At 58.6% G+C, this 17,644-nt stretch carries 20 protein-coding genes; 13 read left to right on the top strand and 7 right to left on the bottom strand.

Translation table 11 applies throughout. The annotated features are described in order from the left end of the window. Positions 1–34 precede the first annotated feature (34 nt). The 3 genes from obgE (at position 35) to ACZ1HN_RS14725 (ending at position 3,504) form a co-directional block, all read left to right on the top strand. Entirely contained in the window at positions 35–1,069 is a 1,035-nt protein-coding gene (gene obgE, locus ACZ1HN_RS14735; protein WP_299768035.1) for a GTPase ObgE, read from the top strand. Beyond that, positions 1,057–2,163 (top strand): glutamate 5-kinase, encoded by a 1,107-nt coding sequence (gene proB / locus ACZ1HN_RS14730; RefSeq protein WP_299197550.1) that lies wholly within the window; start codon positions 1,057–1,059, stop codon positions 2,161–2,163. Before obgE ends, proB begins: the two co-directional genes overlap by 13 nt. A 75-nt stretch (positions 2,164–2,238) precedes the next feature. After that, positions 2,239–3,504, top strand: a complete 1,266-nt coding sequence (locus ACZ1HN_RS14725) for a glutamate-5-semialdehyde dehydrogenase (RefSeq protein WP_472728054.1) — start codon at positions 2,239–2,241, stop codon at positions 3,502–3,504. Here ACZ1HN_RS14725 and ACZ1HN_RS14720 read toward each other — a convergent pair. Further along, positions 3,501–4,094 (bottom strand): histidine phosphotransferase family protein, encoded by a 594-nt coding sequence (locus ACZ1HN_RS14720; protein ID WP_472728053.1) that lies wholly within the window; start codon positions 4,092–4,094, stop codon positions 3,501–3,503. The two genes, ACZ1HN_RS14725 and ACZ1HN_RS14720, sit on opposite strands and share 4 nt — an antisense overlap. A gap of 38 nt (positions 4,095–4,132) precedes the next feature. Between ACZ1HN_RS14720 and ACZ1HN_RS14715 the strand changes: the two genes are divergently transcribed. The 6 genes from ACZ1HN_RS14715 to pip all read left to right on the top strand — a co-directional run bounded on the left by ACZ1HN_RS14715 (position 4,133) and on the right by pip (position 9,137). Then, on the top strand, positions 4,133–4,315 hold the full coding sequence (locus ACZ1HN_RS14715; RefSeq protein WP_472728052.1) for a DUF3553 domain-containing protein: 183 nt from the start codon (positions 4,133–4,135) through the stop codon (positions 4,313–4,315). Positions 4,316–4,409: 94 nt separating this feature from the next. Next, complete coding sequence (gene olsB, locus ACZ1HN_RS14710) at positions 4,410–5,171, top strand: L-ornithine N(alpha)-acyltransferase (protein ID WP_472728051.1); 762 nt, start codon at positions 4,410–4,412, stop codon at positions 5,169–5,171. Beyond that, positions 5,168–6,025, top strand: coding sequence for a lyso-ornithine lipid O-acyltransferase (olsA, locus tag ACZ1HN_RS14705; protein ID WP_472728050.1), 858 nt, complete (start codon positions 5,168–5,170; stop codon positions 6,023–6,025). Before olsB ends, olsA begins: the two co-directional genes overlap by 4 nt. A gap of 364 nt (positions 6,026–6,389) precedes the next feature. Further along, positions 6,390–7,205, top strand: coding sequence for a 30S ribosomal protein S2 (gene rpsB, locus ACZ1HN_RS14700; protein ID WP_472728049.1), 816 nt, complete (start codon positions 6,390–6,392; stop codon positions 7,203–7,205). A gap of 73 nt (positions 7,206–7,278) precedes the next feature. Further along, positions 7,279–8,154 carry a translation elongation factor Ts gene (tsf, locus tag ACZ1HN_RS14695; RefSeq protein ID WP_299197475.1) on the top strand — a complete coding sequence of 292 codons (876 nt, stop codon included), beginning with the start codon at positions 7,279–7,281 and terminating at the stop codon, positions 8,152–8,154. A gap of 71 nt (positions 8,155–8,225) precedes the next feature. Next, positions 8,226–9,137, top strand: a complete 912-nt coding sequence (pip, locus tag ACZ1HN_RS14690; protein WP_472728048.1) for a prolyl aminopeptidase — start codon at positions 8,226–8,228, stop codon at positions 9,135–9,137. A 369-nt stretch (positions 9,138–9,506) separates the two neighbouring features. Here the strand turns inward: pip and ACZ1HN_RS14685 are convergent, their stop codons facing one another. The 5 genes from ACZ1HN_RS14685 to ACZ1HN_RS14665 all read right to left on the bottom strand — a co-directional run bounded on the left by ACZ1HN_RS14685 (position 9,507) and on the right by ACZ1HN_RS14665 (position 12,829). Further along, a complete protein-coding gene (locus ACZ1HN_RS14685; protein WP_472728047.1) occupies positions 9,507–10,109 on the bottom strand; it encodes a histidine phosphatase family protein in 603 nt (200 codons plus the stop codon). Beyond that, complete coding sequence (locus ACZ1HN_RS14680) at positions 10,109–10,858, bottom strand: LuxR family transcriptional regulator (protein WP_472728046.1); 750 nt, start codon at positions 10,856–10,858, stop codon at positions 10,109–10,111. The genes ACZ1HN_RS14685 and ACZ1HN_RS14680 overlap by 1 nt, the downstream gene beginning before the upstream one ends. Further along, on the bottom strand, positions 10,855–11,298 hold the full coding sequence (gene aroQ / locus ACZ1HN_RS14675; protein ID WP_472728045.1) for a type II 3-dehydroquinate dehydratase: 444 nt from the start codon (positions 11,296–11,298) through the stop codon (positions 10,855–10,857). The genes ACZ1HN_RS14680 and aroQ overlap by 4 nt, the downstream gene beginning before the upstream one ends. Before the next feature lie 62 nt (positions 11,299–11,360). After that, positions 11,361–11,831 (bottom strand): MaoC family dehydratase, encoded by a 471-nt coding sequence (locus ACZ1HN_RS14670; RefSeq protein WP_472728044.1) that lies wholly within the window; start codon positions 11,829–11,831, stop codon positions 11,361–11,363. Beyond that, positions 11,828–12,829: an NADP-dependent oxidoreductase gene (locus ACZ1HN_RS14665; protein WP_472728043.1), complete on the bottom strand. Its 1,002-nt coding sequence runs from the start codon at positions 12,827–12,829 to the stop codon at positions 11,828–11,830. The genes ACZ1HN_RS14670 and ACZ1HN_RS14665 overlap by 4 nt, the downstream gene beginning before the upstream one ends. A 26-nt stretch (positions 12,830–12,855) precedes the next feature. On the opposite strand from ACZ1HN_RS14665, the gene ACZ1HN_RS14660 reads away from it, so the two are divergent. After that, positions 12,856–13,518 carry a histidine phosphatase family protein gene (locus ACZ1HN_RS14660; RefSeq protein WP_472728042.1) on the top strand — a complete coding sequence of 221 codons (663 nt, stop codon included), beginning with the start codon at positions 12,856–12,858 and terminating at the stop codon, positions 13,516–13,518. On the opposite strand, the gene ACZ1HN_RS14655 is transcribed toward ACZ1HN_RS14660, so the two are convergent. Next, positions 13,515–14,510, bottom strand: a complete 996-nt coding sequence (locus tag ACZ1HN_RS14655) for an NADPH:quinone oxidoreductase family protein (RefSeq protein WP_472728041.1) — start codon at positions 14,508–14,510, stop codon at positions 13,515–13,517. The two genes, ACZ1HN_RS14660 and ACZ1HN_RS14655, sit on opposite strands and share 4 nt — an antisense overlap. Positions 14,511–14,648: 138 nt before the next feature. Here ACZ1HN_RS14655 and ACZ1HN_RS14650 point away from each other — a divergent pair, with 138 nt between their 5' ends. The 3 genes from ACZ1HN_RS14650 to ACZ1HN_RS14640 all read left to right on the top strand — a co-directional run bounded on the left by ACZ1HN_RS14650 (position 14,649) and on the right by ACZ1HN_RS14640 (position 17,642). Then, entirely contained in the window at positions 14,649–15,473 is an 825-nt protein-coding gene (locus tag ACZ1HN_RS14650) for an SDR family NAD(P)-dependent oxidoreductase (RefSeq protein ID WP_472728040.1), read from the top strand. Then, positions 15,470–16,354, top strand: a complete 885-nt coding sequence (locus ACZ1HN_RS14645; RefSeq protein WP_472728039.1) for an SDR family NAD(P)-dependent oxidoreductase — start codon at positions 15,470–15,472, stop codon at positions 16,352–16,354. Before ACZ1HN_RS14650 ends, ACZ1HN_RS14645 begins: the two co-directional genes overlap by 4 nt. 91 nt (positions 16,355–16,445) lie before the next feature. Then, the gene (locus ACZ1HN_RS14640) at positions 16,446–17,642 is read left to right on the top strand and encodes an acetyl-CoA C-acyltransferase (protein WP_472728038.1); all 1,197 of its coding nucleotides are present in this window, start codon (positions 16,446–16,448) and stop codon (positions 17,640–17,642) included. Positions 17,643–17,644: the final 2 nt, after the last annotated feature.

Below are 17,644 nucleotides of genomic sequence, written 5' to 3'. Positions count from 1 at the left end.
GCGGGGGCTGGTCCCCCGCGCTAGGACACCACCCATGAAGTTTCTTGATCTGACCAAGGTCTACATCCGTTCGGGTGCAGGCGGAAACGGGTGCATCTCGTTTCGGCGCGAAAAATACATCGAATATGGCGGTCCGGATGGCGGCGATGGCGGTGGCGGTGGCTCGGTCTGGGCAGAGGCCGTCGATGGGCTGAACACGCTGATCGACTTTCGCTATCAGCAGCACTTCTTTGCCAAGAACGGCCAACCAGGTATGGGGCGTCAGCGCACGGGCAAGGATGGCGACGACATTCTGCTACGTGTCCCCGCGGGGACAGAAATCCTCGATGAGGATCAGGAGACGGTGATCGCCGATCTGGTGAATGTTGGTGATCGGGTCGAACTGGCGCGTGGTGGGAACGGTGGTTGGGGCAACCTCCATTTCAAGTCTGCCACCAACCAGGCGCCACGTCGTGCCAACCCCGGTCAAGAAGGTGTCGAGCGTACGCTCTGGCTGCGCCTAAAGTTGATCGCGGATGTGGGCTTGCTGGGTTTGCCGAATGCGGGCAAGTCGACATTCCTAGCGACCACGTCGAATGCGCGACCCAAGATTGCAGACTATCCGTTTACCACGCTGCATCCCAACCTTGGCGTTGTTGGCGTGGACAACACCGAATTTGTTGTAGCGGATATCCCCGGCCTGATCGAAGGTGCGTCTGAAGGGCGGGGCTTGGGCGATCTGTTTCTGGGCCACGTTGAACGCTGTGCGGTCCTGCTGCATTTGGTGGATGGCACATCGGAAACAGTGGCTGAGGATTATGAGACCATCATTGGCGAGCTTGAGGCCTATGGCGGTGATCTGGCCGACAAGCCGCGCGTGACCGTGTTGAACAAGATTGATGCGTTGGACGAAGACGAACGCGCCACAGCCCGTACCGCACTCGAAGAAGCATCCGGCGGCCCGGTGATGATGATGTCGAGTGTTGCGCGCGACGGCGTCACCGAAGTGCTGCGGTCCTTGCGGGGGCAGATAGATGAGGATCGTCTGCGCCACCGTCCGCAGGAAGAGGTCGAGCCATGGCGTCCCTGATCACGGCCAAACGGCTGGTGGTCAAGATCGGGTCAGCGCTGTTGGTGGACAGGACCACGGGCGCGCTTCGTAAGGACTGGCTCACCGCCCTTGCGCAGGACGTGGCTTGGTTGAAGTCGTGCGGCGTACAGGTTGTTCTTGTTTCGTCAGGTTCCATCGCGCTGGGGCGCGAGGTTCTGGGTCTACCTGCCACTGATCTTGCATTGGAACAGTCGCAGGCTGCAGCGGCGGTTGGGCAGATTCGCCTTGCCCGTGCTTATGAGGAAGCTTTGGCGCCGCACGACATCACGACCGCCCAGGTGTTGATGACGTTGGAGGACAGCCGCGACCGACGCCGCTATTTGAATTCCAGGGCGACACTGGAGCACTTGGTTGGCTTGAATGTCGTGCCGATCGTCAATGAGAATGACACGATCGCGACCGATGAAATCCGGTTTGGCGACAATGACCGACTGGCCGCTCAGATCGCTGCGACCATAGGCGCGGACGTTCTTGTCCTGCTGTCGGACGTGGACGGGTTCTATTCCGCCAACCCTGCCGATGATCCAGATGCGAAGCGCTATGATTTCATCGACCATATCACGCCCGAGATCGAAGCGATGGCTGGCGATGCCGGGTCGGGGCTGTCAAAGGGTGGAATGAAAACCAAGCTCATGGCGGCAAAAACCTCGACGGCCGCGGGATGCGCGATGGCGATCTGTCATGGTGCTGCCTTGCGCCCACTTACCGGGCTTGAAACAGGCGCGAACGCGACGTGGTTCACTGCCACACTGGACCCGCAAGTTGCACGCAAACGGTGGATTGGGGCCATGAAACCGCTTGGAACTGTGACGCTGGACGCAGGTGCTGCACAGGCATTATCAAGAGGAAACAGTCTGTTACCTGCTGGAGTTCATGCGGTTTCGGGAATGTTTGGCCGCGGTGACCCGGTGGCGATCACGGGGCCGGATGGACACCAACTTGGTCTGGGTCTCAGTCGGTATACAGCGGATGAAGCGCAAAAGATCAAAGGCCACAGGAGCGCCGAGATCGAGAAGCTACTGGGGTATCCGGGACGGGCCGCCTTGATCCACCGCGATGATATGGCGCTGTGATCTTCTTCTGACTATAAATACCACCGCCGGAGGCATGGAAATCTGCGGCGTACCGCCTGAAAAAGGACGTGACCCATGAAAGACTTCGCCGACATCCCTGCATTGATGGCCGATATTGGCACCCGCGCAAAAACTGCCGCGGCGTCATTGGCCTTTGCCAGCGCCGAGCGGAAGCATGCCGCTTTGATCAGCGCGGCAGAGCATGTGTGGAACAGCCGCGATGCGATCATTGCGGCGAACGCGCTGGACATGGAATTTGGTCGGAACAAGGGCTTGTCCGATGCCATGATGGATCGCCTACGGCTGGATGAAGAGCGTATTCAAGGGATCGTCGACGGTCTGCGCGCGGTGGCTGAACAGGCTGACCCGGTCGGAGAGGTTCTGGCCGAATGGACCCAGCCCACGGGGCTGAACATTCAACGTGTTCGGACACCGCTAGGGGTTGTCGGCGTTATCTACGAAAGCCGGCCCAATGTGACGGCGGATGCGGGTGCCCTGTGCCTGAAAGCTGGCAACGCTGTTATCCTACGTGGCGGATCAGAGAGCTTTCATTCGTCGGGTGCAATCCATGCCGCGTTGCAAGCGGGTCTGTGCGACGCTGACTTGCCCGAAGATGCCATCCAGCTTGTGCCGACGCGAGACCGTGCCGCGGTCAGTGAAATGCTGACCATGACCGACACTATCGATGTGATAGTGCCACGTGGCGGCAAAGGTCTTGTCGGTCTTGTACAGCGCGAGGCGCGTGTACCTGTCTTTGCTCATCTTGAAGGGATCGTTCACATCTACATCGACAAGGATGCGGATCCCGAGAAGGTCCTCAAGGTTGTTTTGAACGCAAAAACGCGGCGCACGGGTATCTGTGGGGCCGCGGAGTGTTTGTTGATTCACCGGGATATTGCGTCGACCATCGGTCAGGGCGTTGTCCGCGCGTTGGTGGACGCGGGTGTGCGTGTTCATGCAGATGTCGCGTTGCAGACGATCGAAGGCGTGTTGGCCGCCACCGACGCCGATTGGGGCAAGGAATACCTCGATATGGACATTGCCGCGCGCGTGGTTTCGGATGTTGATGCAGCGATTGAGCATATCCGAACCCATGGCTCAAACCACACCGATTGTATCCTGACCGAGGATGCGGGGGCCGCTGCCAAGTTTTTTGATCAACTCGACAGCGCGATTCTGATGCACAACGCCTCCACCCAGTTTGCAGATGGCGGTGAGTTTGGCATGGGCGCAGAGATCGGGATCGCGACGGGCAAGATGCATGCACGCGGGCCGGTGGGTGCAGCACAGCTCACCAGTTTCAAGTACTTGGTGCGTGGCGATGGAACAGTGCGCGCCTAAAACCGGATTGTCAGCCTGTCCGGCAAAAGTTGTGTCGAAATCTTGCGCTGTGCGTCTGCCGCCACCTCGGGCAACAGGGCGAATTGCACGTGGGCTGGGGCCAGTTCGTTGACGCCTTCTCCTTTGAGCAGGCCCCAAAGCGATGAATCGACACTTTGTTTGGCGGAATGGCCTGTGATGTCCCATGTGCCATCAGTGCACGCAATTTCAATCCGCCCGCCATAGGGCAGAGCCGTTTCAAGACATTGTACCGCCAGAAAGGCCATCCGCACAGCCCAGCGCGGTTGCGGGTCAAGCGGCCCGTAGACGGCCTTCAGCCGTCCACCATCCATGCTGTCCGATAGGATCGACACAACCTCGGCCCGGCCGAGCGGCTGTGCACTTGCGGCACCGTAAGCGATGCGAAAGAATCGAATACGCGCGCTGGCGTTGCCCACGCTTTCCGAAATAAGATCAAGTTCAGGTCCAGTCTGCCCGCTGGACATACCAAGCAGCTCCAGGCCGTTGTTGATGGCCCCGATTGGCGATATGAGGTCATGGCAGATGCGGCTGCCGATCAATGCAGCCAGGTTGATGTTACTTTGGCCCATCAGCGGCCCCCAGACAGTGAAGTTGTAAAGGCCCGGACATGGAAAATCTGAATGCCATTCTGGCTCCCGGCATGTTGGTGCGTCATCCCCAGTACGATGAGTGGGGTATTGGGCAGGTCCAAAGCAACATCGGCGCCAAGGTCACCGTGAATTTTCCCAATGAGGGCAAGGTGGTGATCGATGGAACGCGTATTGCTTTGATCCCGGTCTTTGATGCTTGAACATCCTTTCTAAAACCTTAACGCATTGCAACCTCTGGTCGCACGCGTCGTCAATCTCTACCCTTTTTCAAGATATGCCGATACACCGCCCGCGATGAGCCTGACCAAAGACCCAGAATTTCGTGTGAGCCTTGTGGACGACCCGGCGGACCTGCGGGCAGCGCAGGCCTTGCGTTACGATGTTTTCGTGCGCGAACTGGGCGGTGGTGGCGCGATGGTGGACCATCATGCCGGCCTTGAGCGTGATCGCTTCGATCCCTTTTTTGATCATCTTGTTCTGTACGATGATGCGGTGGGACAGGTTGTTGCCGTTTACCGCATGCTGCGCGTCGAACAGGCCGAGGCAGCGGGGCAATTCTACTCCGAAGATGAGTATGATCTGGCACCCTTGCGCGCGACGGGGCGGAGATTGCTGGAGCTAGGTCGATCTTGCGTCCACAAAGACTATCGCGGAGGGGCGGCGCTGTATCATCTTTGGAATGGTCTTGCCGCTTACGTGGCGGAGCATCAGATTGACATCATGTTTGGCGTCGCGTCGTTCCACGGCACCAATCCACGAGCCATTGCGCAACCTCTGTCGCTCCTATATCACCGTCACCTTGCACCCGAACCGCTGCGCGTGACGGCCCGGGCACCGCACGCCGCCTCTATGGATCTGATATCCGAAGATCAGATCGACAGACGCGCGGCAATGGTAGATATGCCTGCCTTGATCAAAGCCTATCTGCGCCTTGGCGGTGTCGTGGGGGAGGGGGCCTATGTCGATCATGCCTTCAACACGACAGATGTGTGCCTGATCATGGACACTGCTGCTATGTCGGACCGTCAGAGGCGGATTTATGGAGCAGTTTCATGAACATGACATGGGACGGTGCACCGCCGCCTGACCATGTGGTGCGTGGTCCGACCGCGGTGCTGCGCATTCTTTGGCGAGGCGCGGGTATCGTTTTGATCATTCTCATCGGATTGGCGTTGCTCCTGCCTTTGCGTTTGATCGAAAGGCCGTTCTTTGGGTTGACGCGCCCTTGGACGCCCTGGATCACGCAGGTGGTGTGCCGCTTGTCCATGTTCTGGCTTGGGCTGTCCTACATCCGCACTGGCAAACCGATGAAGGGGCGGGGCGCTATCGTGGCCAACCACTCCTCCTGGTTGGACATCTTTGTTCTAAACGCGGCCGACCGTATCTACTTCGTGTCGAAATCAGAAGTGGCGGGATGGCCCGGTATCGGTACGCTGGCCCGCGCAACAGGCACGTTGTTCATTGCTCGCGATCCACGCGCGGCCAAGGTGCAAACGGAGTTGTTCCAAGAGCGGTTGCTGGCCGGTCAAAGGCTTTTGTTTTTCCCCGAAGGCACCAGTACAGACGGTTTGCGTGTTTTGCCGTTCAAGACGACCTTGTTCGCGTCATTCTTCGCTGAAGATCTGCGCCCACATCTGTCCGTACAGCCGGTCACGGTGGTGTACCATGCGCCGCAACGTCGTGATGCTAGGACCTATGGCTGGTGGGGTGACATGGAATTCGGCACACACCTTTTGGCAACGCTTGCATTGCCGCGACATGGACGGGTGGAGGTGATCTATCACGCGCCCTTGCGTGTGTCCGACTTTGCGGATCGCAAGGCTTTGGCGGCGGCGGCGGAGGTGGCGGTACGCGCCAGTCATGCGCTTGCAGCGGGTGAACAGGCGGTAAGCGACGAGACCGGAGTTTAACCTTTTGTTGCGCGCGTGGCCTGTCACCCCTCGTACACCTCCTGTGCACCCCCCGTACACCGGGGATGCACCACACTATGGCAAGACGGCTCTTGCGCACCAGATCTTGTGCTTATTTGATCCAAAGGACGCGCTTGCGCGCGATACCAATCCAGTCGCCTGTAACTGGTGTGCTCGCAATTGTGCAGCCGGGCGTGGATGGTGTCGAATGGGGCTTGCCATTTCAGAGCGCTTGGCATAATCGGCGCGCACTAACTCCGCAGTTCGGGGCGGGCAGATGGGGGAGACATCCCCAGATGTCCACCGGTTGGCGCATCCGCGCTGATACCCCGGGCAAGGCGAAAACCGGAAAAGGATAAAGCACATGGCTCTTCCCGAGTTCTCCATGCGTCAGCTGCTTGAAGCAGGCGTACACTTTGGTCACCAGACACAGCGCTGGAACCCGCGCATGTCGCCCTTCATTTATGGCGCGCGCAACGGCATCCACATCATGGACCTGACGCAGACTGTTCCGATGCTGGATCAGGCCCTGCAAGCTGTCCGCGACACTGTCGCAAAAGGCGGCAGCGTTCTGTTCGTTGGCACCAAGCGTCAAGCGGCACAGCCCATTGCGGATGCAGCCGAGAAATGCGCGCAGTACTACATGAACCACCGCTGGCTGGGTGGCACGCTAACCAACTGGCAGACCGTGTCGAAATCGATCAACCGCCTGAAGTCGATCGATGAGCAGTCCGAGAACGGTTTTGAAGGTCTGACGAAGAAAGAGCGTCTGGGCATGGAACGTGACCAGGGCAAACTTCAAGCCTCGCTGGGTGGTATCCGCGAGATGGGTGGTCGTCCTGATCTGCTGTTCGTCATCGACGTCAAGAAAGAAGCGCTGGCCGTCGCGGAAGCCAACAAGCTGGGTATCCCGGTTGTGGCTGTGGTCGACACCAACTGCTCGCCCGATGGTGTGGACTATATCATCCCCGGCAACGACGACGCGGCCCGTGCCATTGCGCTGTATTGCGATCTGGCATCGCGCGCAGCCCTTGACGGCATGAGCGCCCAACTGGGTGCAGCCGGCGTTGATCTGGGTGCGATGGAAGAAGCACCGGTTGAGGAAGCTGTCGCCGAAGAGGCCCCCGCAGAGGAACCCGCTGCTGAAGTGCCTGCTGCTGAAGCGCCTGCAGAAAGCTGAAGCGTCACACAACTGACATGTGCGGCGGGCTAAGGCCTGCCGCAACCCACACCCATTTGAGGAGAGCCAAGAGATGGCAATCACAGCAGCATTGGTGAAAGAACTGCGCGACAGCACCGGCGCAGGCATGATGGACGCGAAAAAAGCGCTGACCGAAACCGGTGGTGACATGGAAGCCGCTGTTGACTGGCTGCGCACCAAGGGCTTGGCGAAAGCCGCCAAGAAATCGGGCCGGACGGCTGCCGAAGGTCTGGTGGCCGTTGTTGTCGACGGTGGCACTGGCGTTGCGGTTGAAGTGAACTCGGAAACCGACTTTGTTGGCAAGAACGCTGAATTCCAGGAAATGGTGTCCGGCATCGCCACCGCCGCTTTGGGCGTGGACGGTGTTGAAGCACTTGCTGCTGCCGACATGGGTGGCAAGTCCGTTGCAGACGTCGTGACTGACAAGATCGCAACCATTGGCGAGAACATGTCGGTCCGCCGCATGGCCAAGATTTCCGGCGGTACAGTTGTGTCCTATGTCCACAACGCGGCAACTGCCGGCATGGGTAAAATCGGTGTTCTGGTCGCCATGGACGGCGGCGACGAAGCGTTCGGCAAGCAGGTTGCGATGCACATCGCGGCTGTAAACCCTGCAGCTTTGTCCGAGGCCGACATGGATACTGCCGTGGTCGAGAAAGAAAAGCAGGTTCAGATGGATATTGCACGTGAAAGCGGCAAGCCTGAGCAGGTCATCGAGAAGATGATCGTGGGCCGGATGAAGAAATTCGTCGCCGAATCAACCTTGCTGAACCAGTCCTTTGTTGTGAACCCCGACCTGACGGTCGAGGCGGCTGCCAAGGAAGCGGGCGCAACCATCACCGGCTTTGCCCGTCTGGAAGTGGGCGAAGGCATCGAAGTCGAAAAGGAAGACTTTGCAGCTGAGGTTGCGAAAGCAGCTCAGGGCTAATCTTTCCCTTGCATTGAATGTGAAACGGCGCGCCCATTGTGGCGTGCCGTTTTGCGTTGGAGGGGATGTTTATGCTGGATGTGGGCGATGGTCACCGGCTGTGGTTTGAACAGGCCGGGCAGGGCGCAGATGCCCTTGTGTTGCATGGTGGGCCCGGATCTGGCTGCAAGCCGGGACACTATGATCTGTTTGATCTGTCGCGATACCGCGTGACCCTGCTGGATCAGCGCGGTTGTGGTCGGTCAACGCCTCTTGCCTCCGAAACGCTGGACGCTTTGGACGCCAACACGACACAGCATCTGATTGCCGACATCGAAATGCTGCGTGTCCATCTGGGCGTGGATGCTTGGGTGCTGTTTGGCGGATCATGGGGGTCGATGTTGGCTTTGGCCTATGCACAGGCCCATCCCACGCGCGTGCGGGCGCTGGTTCTGGCGGGGGTGGCAACAACGGCGGAGCGAGACTTGCGTTGGTTGTATGGGGATGTGGGGAACATGTTCCCCGAAGCATACAAGGAGTTTTGTGCAGCCGTGCCGGAGGTGAGCATGGCCCCCGAGGCGACGGTGGAGCGTATACGTGCCTATGCTGAGCTGTTGCAGGATCCTGTCCGTGCGCAGTCGGCTGCGGATGCATGGTGCCAGTGGGAGACCGGGATCTTTGGTGGTGATATTCACGCACCGGAGTCCCGTTATTCCGACCCGTCCTTTCGGCTGGGGTTTGCGCGGATCGTTACGCATTATTTTGCCCATGGGGCTTGGATGGACGACGATCAATTGCTGCGGAATGTCGGGACCATCGCGCACGTCCCGTGTACCATGATCCACAGCCGGTTTGATCCGTCTTGCCCGTTGCGCGCGCCGTGGGAATTGGATCAAGTTTGGCCGGCGGCGACCTTGCGGGTGCTGGATGGCACGACCCATTCCGCCTTGGACAAAGAGATGGTCCGGGCCATCCGTTCAGCGACGGATTCATTGGTGCTCTGAAGGCAAAGGTGGGCGAGATCGCGTTTGGGGTCGCAATCCCGCCCGTTTGTCGGCGTCCTTGGCCACGGGGATGAGACACGTGGACGCTACAAAGTCCGACCCACCTGCTGAAAAATACACAGGCGAGCCGGGTCCGGAAGATCCGGTCGAAACGCAGTGCCCTCGTAATCGCGAGAGGTCCGTTTCGCTGTTCCCTGGCTAAAGCCACCACTCACGGAACACGCCTACAATGCCAAATTTACGACGTGTTAGCAAAGTGGGGGATTCCTTACCCAATGGTCAAAAATTTCACCAGCTCGTCTCTGAGTTGTGTTTTTGTATCTTTTTTGGGCAGTCATACACAGAAAATAACCGAACGACCGCATTTGATCAGATTTCGAAGGCTTGTTCCAAAGGCTGCCAGTGCGATCGGACCTGCAGATTCGCGCGGTCAAAAACCATCACGTTGCCACCTCCTCCGGGGCCTTGATCATGGTCACGGCTGATTGGTGTATTGGCGCAAGCGCAATACAGAAGCGCGCCAACCGCACCGTGTCCTACGACCAGGATGTCCCCAGGCGGCGCCGACCGCGCCATGTTTTGCACGCTGGTCAGAATGCGATCTTGGGCATCTTGCGCGCTTTCCCAGCCCCGGATTGACTGCGTGGGGTTGGCAAAGAATGTGTCCGCAGTGGTTTCGAACTCGATTGGGGGCAAGTAGCCTGTGGCAGAACGGTCATTTTCGTAGCTGTCTTCGGCGATGATGACGTCCAGTCCCAAGGCAGAAGCAAGTGGGTGTGCTGCGTCACGTGCTTTGCGCTCGGGGCTGGAAAAAACCGAGTGCGTGCCCTTCAGCCTATCGTGAGCAATTTGGGCGAGTGCGTTGATCCGCGCTTGGCCTACATCGTTCAGTGACCACTCGGTGATCGGTACGTCGGGATCTATCAGAACCTGCGGATGGCTCAGATACATCAGTCGCGCGGAATGAGCCATTATGCTTCGAGGATAAACATCTGATTTGCGAATGCCGCCTTCAGGACGGCTTGGGCTGTGGTTTCCACCGCCAGCGCCTCCCGTGCAAGGCGAAGATGTTTTTCCACCGTCGCCGATGTCAGCCCCATCAGAACTGCAATATCCTGCATGGTTTTGCCGTCACCGACCCATTCCAGAGCTTCGCGCTGGCGTTTTGTCAGGGATCGATTGGGTGCCGTATAGGGCAGGGTAAGAATCTTAAGGTGCGCCACATTGTTCATAAGGTGAATGTCGCGCCCATGTTGGGCCCACACGGCATCGACTTCTTCCTGCGTCATGCCCTCACGCGCGGTCAGGGCAATTGCACCTTTTGAACGGGCCGAGACCGACTTGAAGCTGATCGTGTATCCCACAGTCACACCCATGGAATAGTTGAATTCAAGCACGCGCTGTTCTGACTTGCTCAGCGTTTCAGAGGATTGCATTTGCCCAAGGATACCCCAGCTGCACGCCCCTTCGTTGTTCAAAGCCCAGTTGACCATGGGGGCGTGGACATAATGCTGTTCGCCCAGAAATGTATCCGTGTAGGCGCGGTCGTGGTTTGTGAGGATGATGAAATCTTCGGGATCACCCAGCGAATTGCCGGAGCGGTAGCGGGTAAAGCCATAGATCAATCTGTCAAACCCGTATTCGGCCATCTTGCGCGAATGGGCTTCCCATAGTTCCTCTATGGTTTGACAGTTTGACAGCCTGTGCAGATAGCTTTTCAAGTCCGCCCCCCAAGGTGTCCTATCAACGCGTCCAGAGCCAGAGTATAGCCTGCAACGCCAATGCCGCAAATCATGCCTATGGCCACCGGCGCAATATAGCTGTGATGGCGAAAGGTTTCGCGCGCATGGATGTTGCTGAGATGCAGTTCGACGACCGGCACTTCGGTTCCAAGGATCGCATCATGCAGCGCGATGGACGTGTGCGTGTAAGCGCCCGCATTCAGAACAATCCCGTCATGCGTGCCCTTTGCGGCATGAATCGCGTCAACAAGTGCACCTTCGTGATTGGATTGCGCGCATATGACGTCATACCCGTTCTTCGCCCCGTGATCACGGCACAGCTGCTCGACCTCAGGCAATGTGGTTGCACCATAAATCTCTGGCTGACGCGTGCCGAGCAGGTTCAGATTGGGACCGTTGAGGACCAGAACAGAAGTCATGGGAAAAACCTTAGATTTATGACGGTGTTATCCATTCTGCCCCACATCTGTCCAGTGCAGCTTTATGCCGATGCGTCAAACACCGCCAGTCCAAGCCATTCTGCAACAAGTGCAGGCGTTTCTGAGCCATCTATTTCGATTGTCAGTGCCATGGTGCGCAACAGTTCACTTTCGTTCCGCTTTTGAACGTCGTTGAGTGTGAAACGTCCTCGCAACCGGTTACCGGGCTTTACAACGGCGAGGAATCGCAGGCGATTGAAGCCATAATTTATTCCCATGACCTGCCCAGGCATGAGAGGAAAGCAATCATATGCGAAACGCGACGCCAGGCTGAGTGTCAGAAAGCCGTGGGCAATTGTGCTGCCAAAAGGTGTTCCCTTGGCCCGCGCCGGGTCGACATGAATCCACTGATCATCATGCGTTGTGACGGCAAACTGGTCGATCATTGGCTGATCGACCGTGATCCAGTTTGAAACACCAACTTCGGTCCCGATCTGTTGCGACAGGGTATCCAGCGCTGCGTCGATACTCATGGATCTGCGCCCACACGCACCATGCGCTTGCCAGTGTTGTCCCCGTTCAAAAGGCCGATCAGCGCTTGGGGAGCGTTTTCCAGCCCTTCGACGATATCCTCGGTGACCTTGATCTTGCCTTGCTGGACCCAGGCTTGCAAAGTGCGTGTTGCTTTGGCGTCATCCTGGGCAAAGTCCATGACGATGAACCCCTCCATACGCAAGCGTTTGACAACAACAACGCCGGGCAGGTTGCGGGGGCCGGTTGGATTGGTCGTGTCATACTGGCTGATTGCGCCACAGCATACAACGCGACCACGTTCGTTCATGAGGGCCAATGTGGCTTCAAGAATGTCTCCGCCCACATTATCGAAATAAACATCGATGCCATTCGGACAAGCTGCCTTGAGGGCTTTGAACACGCCGCCCGCCCGGTAGTCGATGCAGGCGTCGAAACCGAGATTGTCTGTGACAAATGCGCATTTCTCCGGTCCTCCGGCGATTCCGACGACGCGGCAGCCAAGGGCCTTGCCGATCTGACCAACATAACCACCAACGGATCCTGCGGCAGCGCTCACCACGATGGTTTCGCCAGCCAAAGGTTGACCAATCTGCATCAGACCGTGGAATGCTGTCTTGCCTGCAATACCATAAACGCTCAGCAGGTGGCTGAGCGGCTGGATCTTTGGCAGTTTTTGCAACTTGTGGGCAGGGCGGATGACATGGTCGGCCCAAACACTCTCTGCTGCGACAATGTCGCCGGGGGCGAGGCGGGGCGATTTACTCTCCATCACCTCGCAGATGGAGTAGGTGGGCATTGGGTCGCCCGCATTCACCGCGTCGCGGTAGGTTGCGCCTTGCATCCACGACCGGTTGGCGGCGTCGATGCTCATCAGGATGGTGCGCAGGAGCACTTCGCCATCCTGTAGCGCGGACATTGCCGCCTCCTGTAGCTCGAAGTGTTCAGGGCCAAGTGCACCCTGAGGCAGGCTAGCGACGACAATCTGGCGGTTGGTCATAGTATGGCTCCTGTGTATGAGGGGGCATGACGAAAGAATACCGCCAACCCGTTTACGCGCCGCCCGAGGGAGCGGCTGACTTGTTTCTGATACGGCATGGGGAAAGCGCGCCAGCGCGTTCCGGCGTGAGTTTTCCGATGAAGGATAGCAGCGGTGACCCGCCTTTGCATCCGCAGGGCGAGCGGCAGGCGTCGGCTGTTGGTGAGCGTCTGAAAGGTGAAATTTTTGCAGCGCTTTACGTGACGAAGTTGATGCGTACACATCAAACGGCCGCACCGTTGGCGCAACATTTGAATATGACCCCGATAGAGAACCCCGATTTGCATGAGGTGAACCTTGGTGACTGGGATGGTGGCTTGTATCGCATCAAGGCGGCGGAGGGAGACCCGATCTATCAACGTGTCAGGGACACGCAGGATTGGTCGCCGATTCCCGGGGCAGAGACGCGTGATGCGTTTTTTGGCCGGGTGCGCAGAGGTTTGTTGGGTGTCGCGGCAGCGCACGCGAACCAGCGCGTCGCGGTATTTGTCCATGGCGGCGTGATCGGTGCAGCTCTTGCGATGGCAACAGGTTCTGAGCCCTTTGCATTCCTTGGCGCTGCCAACGGGTCGATCAGCCGCCTTGTGATCCATGGCGAACGTATGATCGTCCGGGGTTTCAATGAAACGCAGCACCTGGACCACCTCTAGTCGTTTGTAAGCACGACCTTGCCTTGCACCTTGCGGTCGGCGATCAACTCCAGTGCTTTGGCCGCGTCCTGCATTGGGAAACTGGCAGAGATGTGCGGCTTTATTTTCCCTTTTTCATACATTTCAAAGAGTTCCGTGATGTTCTGCATATGGCCCTTGGGATCGCGATAGATTGATGCGCCCCAGAACACGCCGACGATCTGACACGATTTCAACAGGGTTAGATTCAACGGGATGGCCGGAATACCGGCCGGAAACCCAACGACCAGGAACCGGCCGCCCCAAGCCATCGAGCGGATCACCGGTTCGGCATAGTCGCCTCCCACGGCGTCATAGGCCACGTGCACACCTTCTGAGCCTGCAACTCTCTTGATCTCGGCCGAAAGGGCCTTTTGCGCGTCGCGGTCCATCTCGCGCGGGTAAATGATTGCATCGTCAGCGCCCAGATCGCGGCAAAACTGCGCTTTTTCCTGTGAACTCACAGCGGCGATCACACGGGCACCTGCCGCTTTGCCAAGCTCGATGGCTGCCGCACCAACGCCACCAGCCGCGCCAAGAATGAGAAGAGTCTCGCCTTCCTTCAACTCCCCTCGGTTTTTCAACGCGTAGTGGGACGTACCGTATGTGAAAATGAAGCACGCGGCCTGATCAAACGGCATGTCGTCCGGAATTTTCACACAAGATGTTACGGGGGCACAGAGGTGGGTGGTGAAACCACCAAAGCTGGTCATGGCCAGAACACGGTCGCCGACCGCCAGATGCGACACGCCATCACCCAGCGCTTCGACGACACCGGACACCTCGCCGCCGGGGGCAAAGGGGCGTGGAGGTTTGACCTGATAAAGATCGCGAATGATCAATGTGTCGGGGAAGTTGACGCCCGCAGCCTTCACCGCGATCCGCACTTCTCCCTTCTTTGGTTCGGGAGTTGGCTGTCCGGTCCATTCCAGCGTTTCAGGGCCACCGGGTGCGGTGCTGAGCATGGCGTGCATATCGGGTCCTCCCACCCATGACGTTACGGCAGGGGTGCAATGTGCCTGCCTTTGTCACATCCTGCAGTTGAGGAGGCGCGGCTGTAAAGCCGTGGACCGGGCGACGTTACGGTAGCCCGCAGATCGGAGGAGAGAGCCATGGATCCCAAAACCCTTTTTTCATTGGATGGAAAGGTGGCTCTGGTCACCGGCGGTGCGACTGGCATTGGGCGGATGGCTGCCACCGGCCTGATGATGGCGGGGGCCCGTGTTCTGATTGCAAGCCGAAAGGGTGACGCCTGTGAGGCGGTGGCAGCGGAGCTGAACGCCATAGATGCGCAGGGTTCCGCCGAAGGGTTTGCAGGGGACGTCGGCAGTGAAGAAGGAATTGCAGCGCTGGTCGCCGAGGTGTCCAAGCGCACCGACAAGCTGCATATCCTCATGAACAATTCCGGTGTCACCTGGGGCGCACCCATGGGACAGTTCCCACATCAGGCGTGGGAAAAGGTCATGAATGTCAACGTGGCGGGGCTGTTTCACCTTACGCAAAGTCTGTTGCCGATACTGATCAAGAGTGCGACTGCCGATGACCCGGCGCGCGTTGTCAACGTGGGGTCGGTCATGGGCGATGCGCCACTGGGCGATGGGGCGTATTCCTATGCCGCGTCCAAGGCGGCGGTGCTGCATATGACCAAGATCATGGCCAAGGAGCTGGCTGGGCATCATGTGACCGTGAACGCGCTGGCACCGGGCCCATTTGTCAGCAAGATGACCGCTTTCACCACGGCTGACGAAGATATGCGCAACAAGGTTGGTGCGGATGTGCCGCTGGGGCGCGTCGGCCGAGATGAGGATATTGCTGGTTGCATGCAATTCCTGTGCGGGCAGGGCGGTGCCTATTTGACAGGTGCAATCCTGCCGGTGTCCGGGGGGATTCAGGTCATGTCAGGGCCAAACCTGTTCCGTGCGGCGCTGGAGGGATGATCCGCTTCGACGATCAGGTTGCTATTGTGACTGGCGCCGGAGCAGGCTTAGGCCGCTCCCATGCTCTGGGGCTGGCTGAGCGCGGTGCGGGTGTCGTTGTAAATGATATGGGCGACGCCTCTTCAGTGGTTTCGGAAATTGAAGCGGCGGGCGGGCAGGCCATGGCCATCGCGGCAGACGTCTCAGATGCGGGCGCTGTCAGTGATATGGTTGCGCAGGTCATGGATCGCTGGGGGCGGATCGACATCCTGATCAACAACGCCGGCATTCTGCGGGACAAGACCTTTGCCAAGATGGACATGGATGACTTCGCCAAGGTGATCGATGTGCACTTGATAGGAACAGCGCAGTGCTGCCACGCGGTTTGGCGGATCATGCGCAGCCAAGGATATGGGCGCATCGTGCTGACGGCGTCCGGTTCAGGGCTTTATGGCAATTTTGGTCAGTCCAACTATGGGGCGGCCAAGGCCGGTATGGTTGGTTTGATGAATGTGCTGCACCTTGAAGGCGCGCGGGACGACATCCGGGTGAACACCCTGGCCCCCACTGCCGCAACCGCAATGACCGAGGGGCTGCTGCCGCAGGTGGCGCTTGATCTGCTTCAGCCAGGAACAATCACACCCGGTGTGCTGCATCTTGTCAGTCGGGATGCCCCAAGCCGCACGATCCTGTCAGCGGGAGGAGGTACGTTCGCGGTAACTCAAATCACTGAAACCCAGGGCACGTTGATCGGAGGTGACATCACGCCTGAGGCGGTTGCCGCTGCATGGTCTGAAATCACCGATCCTTCAGGCGCCGAACCATTGGAAAACGCTTTTGCACAAACCCGCAAATACGCGTTGCGGGCAGCGAAGGCCAAAGGGGTCGATCTTGACTGGTAGCGGGCAATGCTCCTTCATCTTGCCAAGTAAACTCCGGGGGCCGGGGAAGCGCCCGGGTCCAATTCTCCTAAACCAAGCAAGGACCAGATAAATGCGCGACGCTGTCATCGTCTCTACCGCTCGTACCCCCATCGGCAAAGCGTATCGTGGGGCGTTCAACGCGACGACGCCCCAGGCCCTTTCAGCGCACGCGATCGAACATGCGGTCAAACGCGCTGGTATAGAGGGGGGCGAAGTGCAGGACGTGATCCTTGGGGCGGCGCTGCAGCAGGGGCACACTGCCAGCAACATTGCGCGGCAGGCGGCCATTCGGGCCGGACTGCCTGTGACAGTGGCAGGCATGAGTGTGGACCGGCAATGTGCGTCCGGCATGATGGCCATTGCGACGGCCTCCAAGCAGGTGGTGCACGATGGGATGGATGTGGTCATTGGCGGTGGGGTCGAATCTGTGTCGATGGTTCAGACCCCTGAAATGCGCGCGCATGGCGACCCCTGGCTTAAGGCGAATAAGCCGGAAATCTACATGACCATGCTGGAAACGGCAGAAACTGTCGCTGATCGGTATGGCATTAGCCGCGCAGCCCAAGACCGCTACGCGGTACAGTCCCAGGCCCGCACCGCCGCCGCCCAAGAGGCTGGCAAGTTTGCGGACGAGATCGTGCCCATCACAACGGTGATGAAGTTTCAGGACAAGGAAACCAAGGCGATTTCGGAGCATGAAGTCACCCTAGACAAGGACGAGGGCAATCGCCCCGGAACTACATATGAAAATGTTGCGGGTCTCAAACCTGTGTTTTCAAATGGTATTAACGTAACGCAAGGTGAGTACATCACAGCCGGAAACGCGTCGCAGCTGTCTGATGGTGCGTCAGCGGCCGTCGTGATGGAGGCGTCGCTGGCCGAAAAGAAGGGGCTGGCCCCGCTTGGTCGGTGTGTCGGTGTGATGGCTGCAGGTTGTGAGCCGGACGAGATGGGTATTGGCCCGGTCTTTGCGGTGCCGCGCCTGCTTGAGGCGCATGGGGTCACGATGGACGACATCGGTCTGTGGGAGTTGAACGAGGCCTTTGCCGTTCAGGTGCTGTATTGCCGGGACACGCTTGGCATTCCGGATGAGCTGTTGAATGTGAACGGCGGTGCCATCTCGATCGGGCATCCCTACGGCATGTCGGGTGCGCGGATGGTCGGCCATGCTTTGATCGAAGGCAAGCGGCGCGGAGCCAAACATGTGGTGTGCACCATGTGTGTTGGTGGCGGCATGGGCGCGGCTGGTCTGTTCGAGGTACTTTGAGC

The sequence above is a fragment of the Tateyamaria sp. GN1-10 genome, from assembly GCF_055693845.1.
The sequence above is the reverse complement of the archived record's forward strand: the minus strand, read 5'-3'. Positions and strand labels throughout refer to the sequence as shown.

What these genes read in the sequence shown, in the direction of transcription:
- ACZ1HN_RS14670 (WP_472728044.1), bottom strand. Translation starts at nt 11,831, where the DNA reads ATGAGTATCGACGCAGCGCTGGATACCCTGTCGCAACAGATCGGGACC.
- ACZ1HN_RS14655 (WP_472728041.1), bottom strand. Translation starts at nt 14,510, where the DNA reads ATGCACGCCATGCTCAGCACCGCACCCGGTGGCCCTGAAACGCTGGAA.
- ACZ1HN_RS14665 (WP_472728043.1), bottom strand. Translation starts at nt 12,829, where the DNA reads ATGACCAACCGCCAGATTGTCGTCGCTAGCCTGCCTCAGGGTGCACTT.
- aroQ (WP_472728045.1), bottom strand. Translation starts at nt 11,298, where the DNA reads ATGACTTCTGTTCTGGTCCTCAACGGTCCCAATCTGAACCTGCTCGGC.
- rpsB (WP_472728049.1), top strand. Translation starts at nt 6,390, where the DNA reads ATGGCTCTTCCCGAGTTCTCCATGCGTCAGCTGCTTGAAGCAGGCGTA.
- tsf (WP_299197475.1), top strand. Translation starts at nt 7,279, where the DNA reads ATGGCAATCACAGCAGCATTGGTGAAAGAACTGCGCGACAGCACCGGC.
- obgE (WP_299768035.1), top strand. Translation starts at nt 35, where the DNA reads ATGAAGTTTCTTGATCTGACCAAGGTCTACATCCGTTCGGGTGCAGGC.
- olsB (WP_472728051.1), top strand. Translation starts at nt 4,410, where the DNA reads ATGAGCCTGACCAAAGACCCAGAATTTCGTGTGAGCCTTGTGGACGAC.
- olsA (WP_472728050.1), top strand. Translation starts at nt 5,168, where the DNA reads ATGAACATGACATGGGACGGTGCACCGCCGCCTGACCATGTGGTGCGT.
- ACZ1HN_RS14660 (WP_472728042.1), top strand. Translation starts at nt 12,856, where the DNA reads ATGACGAAAGAATACCGCCAACCCGTTTACGCGCCGCCCGAGGGAGCG.
- ACZ1HN_RS14640 (WP_472728038.1), top strand. Translation starts at nt 16,446, where the DNA reads ATGCGCGACGCTGTCATCGTCTCTACCGCTCGTACCCCCATCGGCAAA.
- ACZ1HN_RS14645 (WP_472728039.1), top strand. Translation starts at nt 15,470, where the DNA reads ATGATCCGCTTCGACGATCAGGTTGCTATTGTGACTGGCGCCGGAGCA.
- ACZ1HN_RS14715 (WP_472728052.1), top strand. Translation starts at nt 4,133, where the DNA reads ATGGAAAATCTGAATGCCATTCTGGCTCCCGGCATGTTGGTGCGTCAT.
- pip (WP_472728048.1), top strand. Translation starts at nt 8,226, where the DNA reads ATGCTGGATGTGGGCGATGGTCACCGGCTGTGGTTTGAACAGGCCGGG.
- ACZ1HN_RS14685 (WP_472728047.1), bottom strand. Translation starts at nt 10,109, where the DNA reads ATGGCTCATTCCGCGCGACTGATGTATCTGAGCCATCCGCAGGTTCTG.
- ACZ1HN_RS14650 (WP_472728040.1), top strand. Translation starts at nt 14,649, where the DNA reads ATGGATCCCAAAACCCTTTTTTCATTGGATGGAAAGGTGGCTCTGGTC.
- ACZ1HN_RS14725 (WP_472728054.1), top strand. Translation starts at nt 2,239, where the DNA reads ATGAAAGACTTCGCCGACATCCCTGCATTGATGGCCGATATTGGCACC.
- proB (WP_299197550.1), top strand. Translation starts at nt 1,057, where the DNA reads ATGGCGTCCCTGATCACGGCCAAACGGCTGGTGGTCAAGATCGGGTCA.
- ACZ1HN_RS14720 (WP_472728053.1), bottom strand. Translation starts at nt 4,094, where the DNA reads ATGGGCCAAAGTAACATCAACCTGGCTGCATTGATCGGCAGCCGCATC.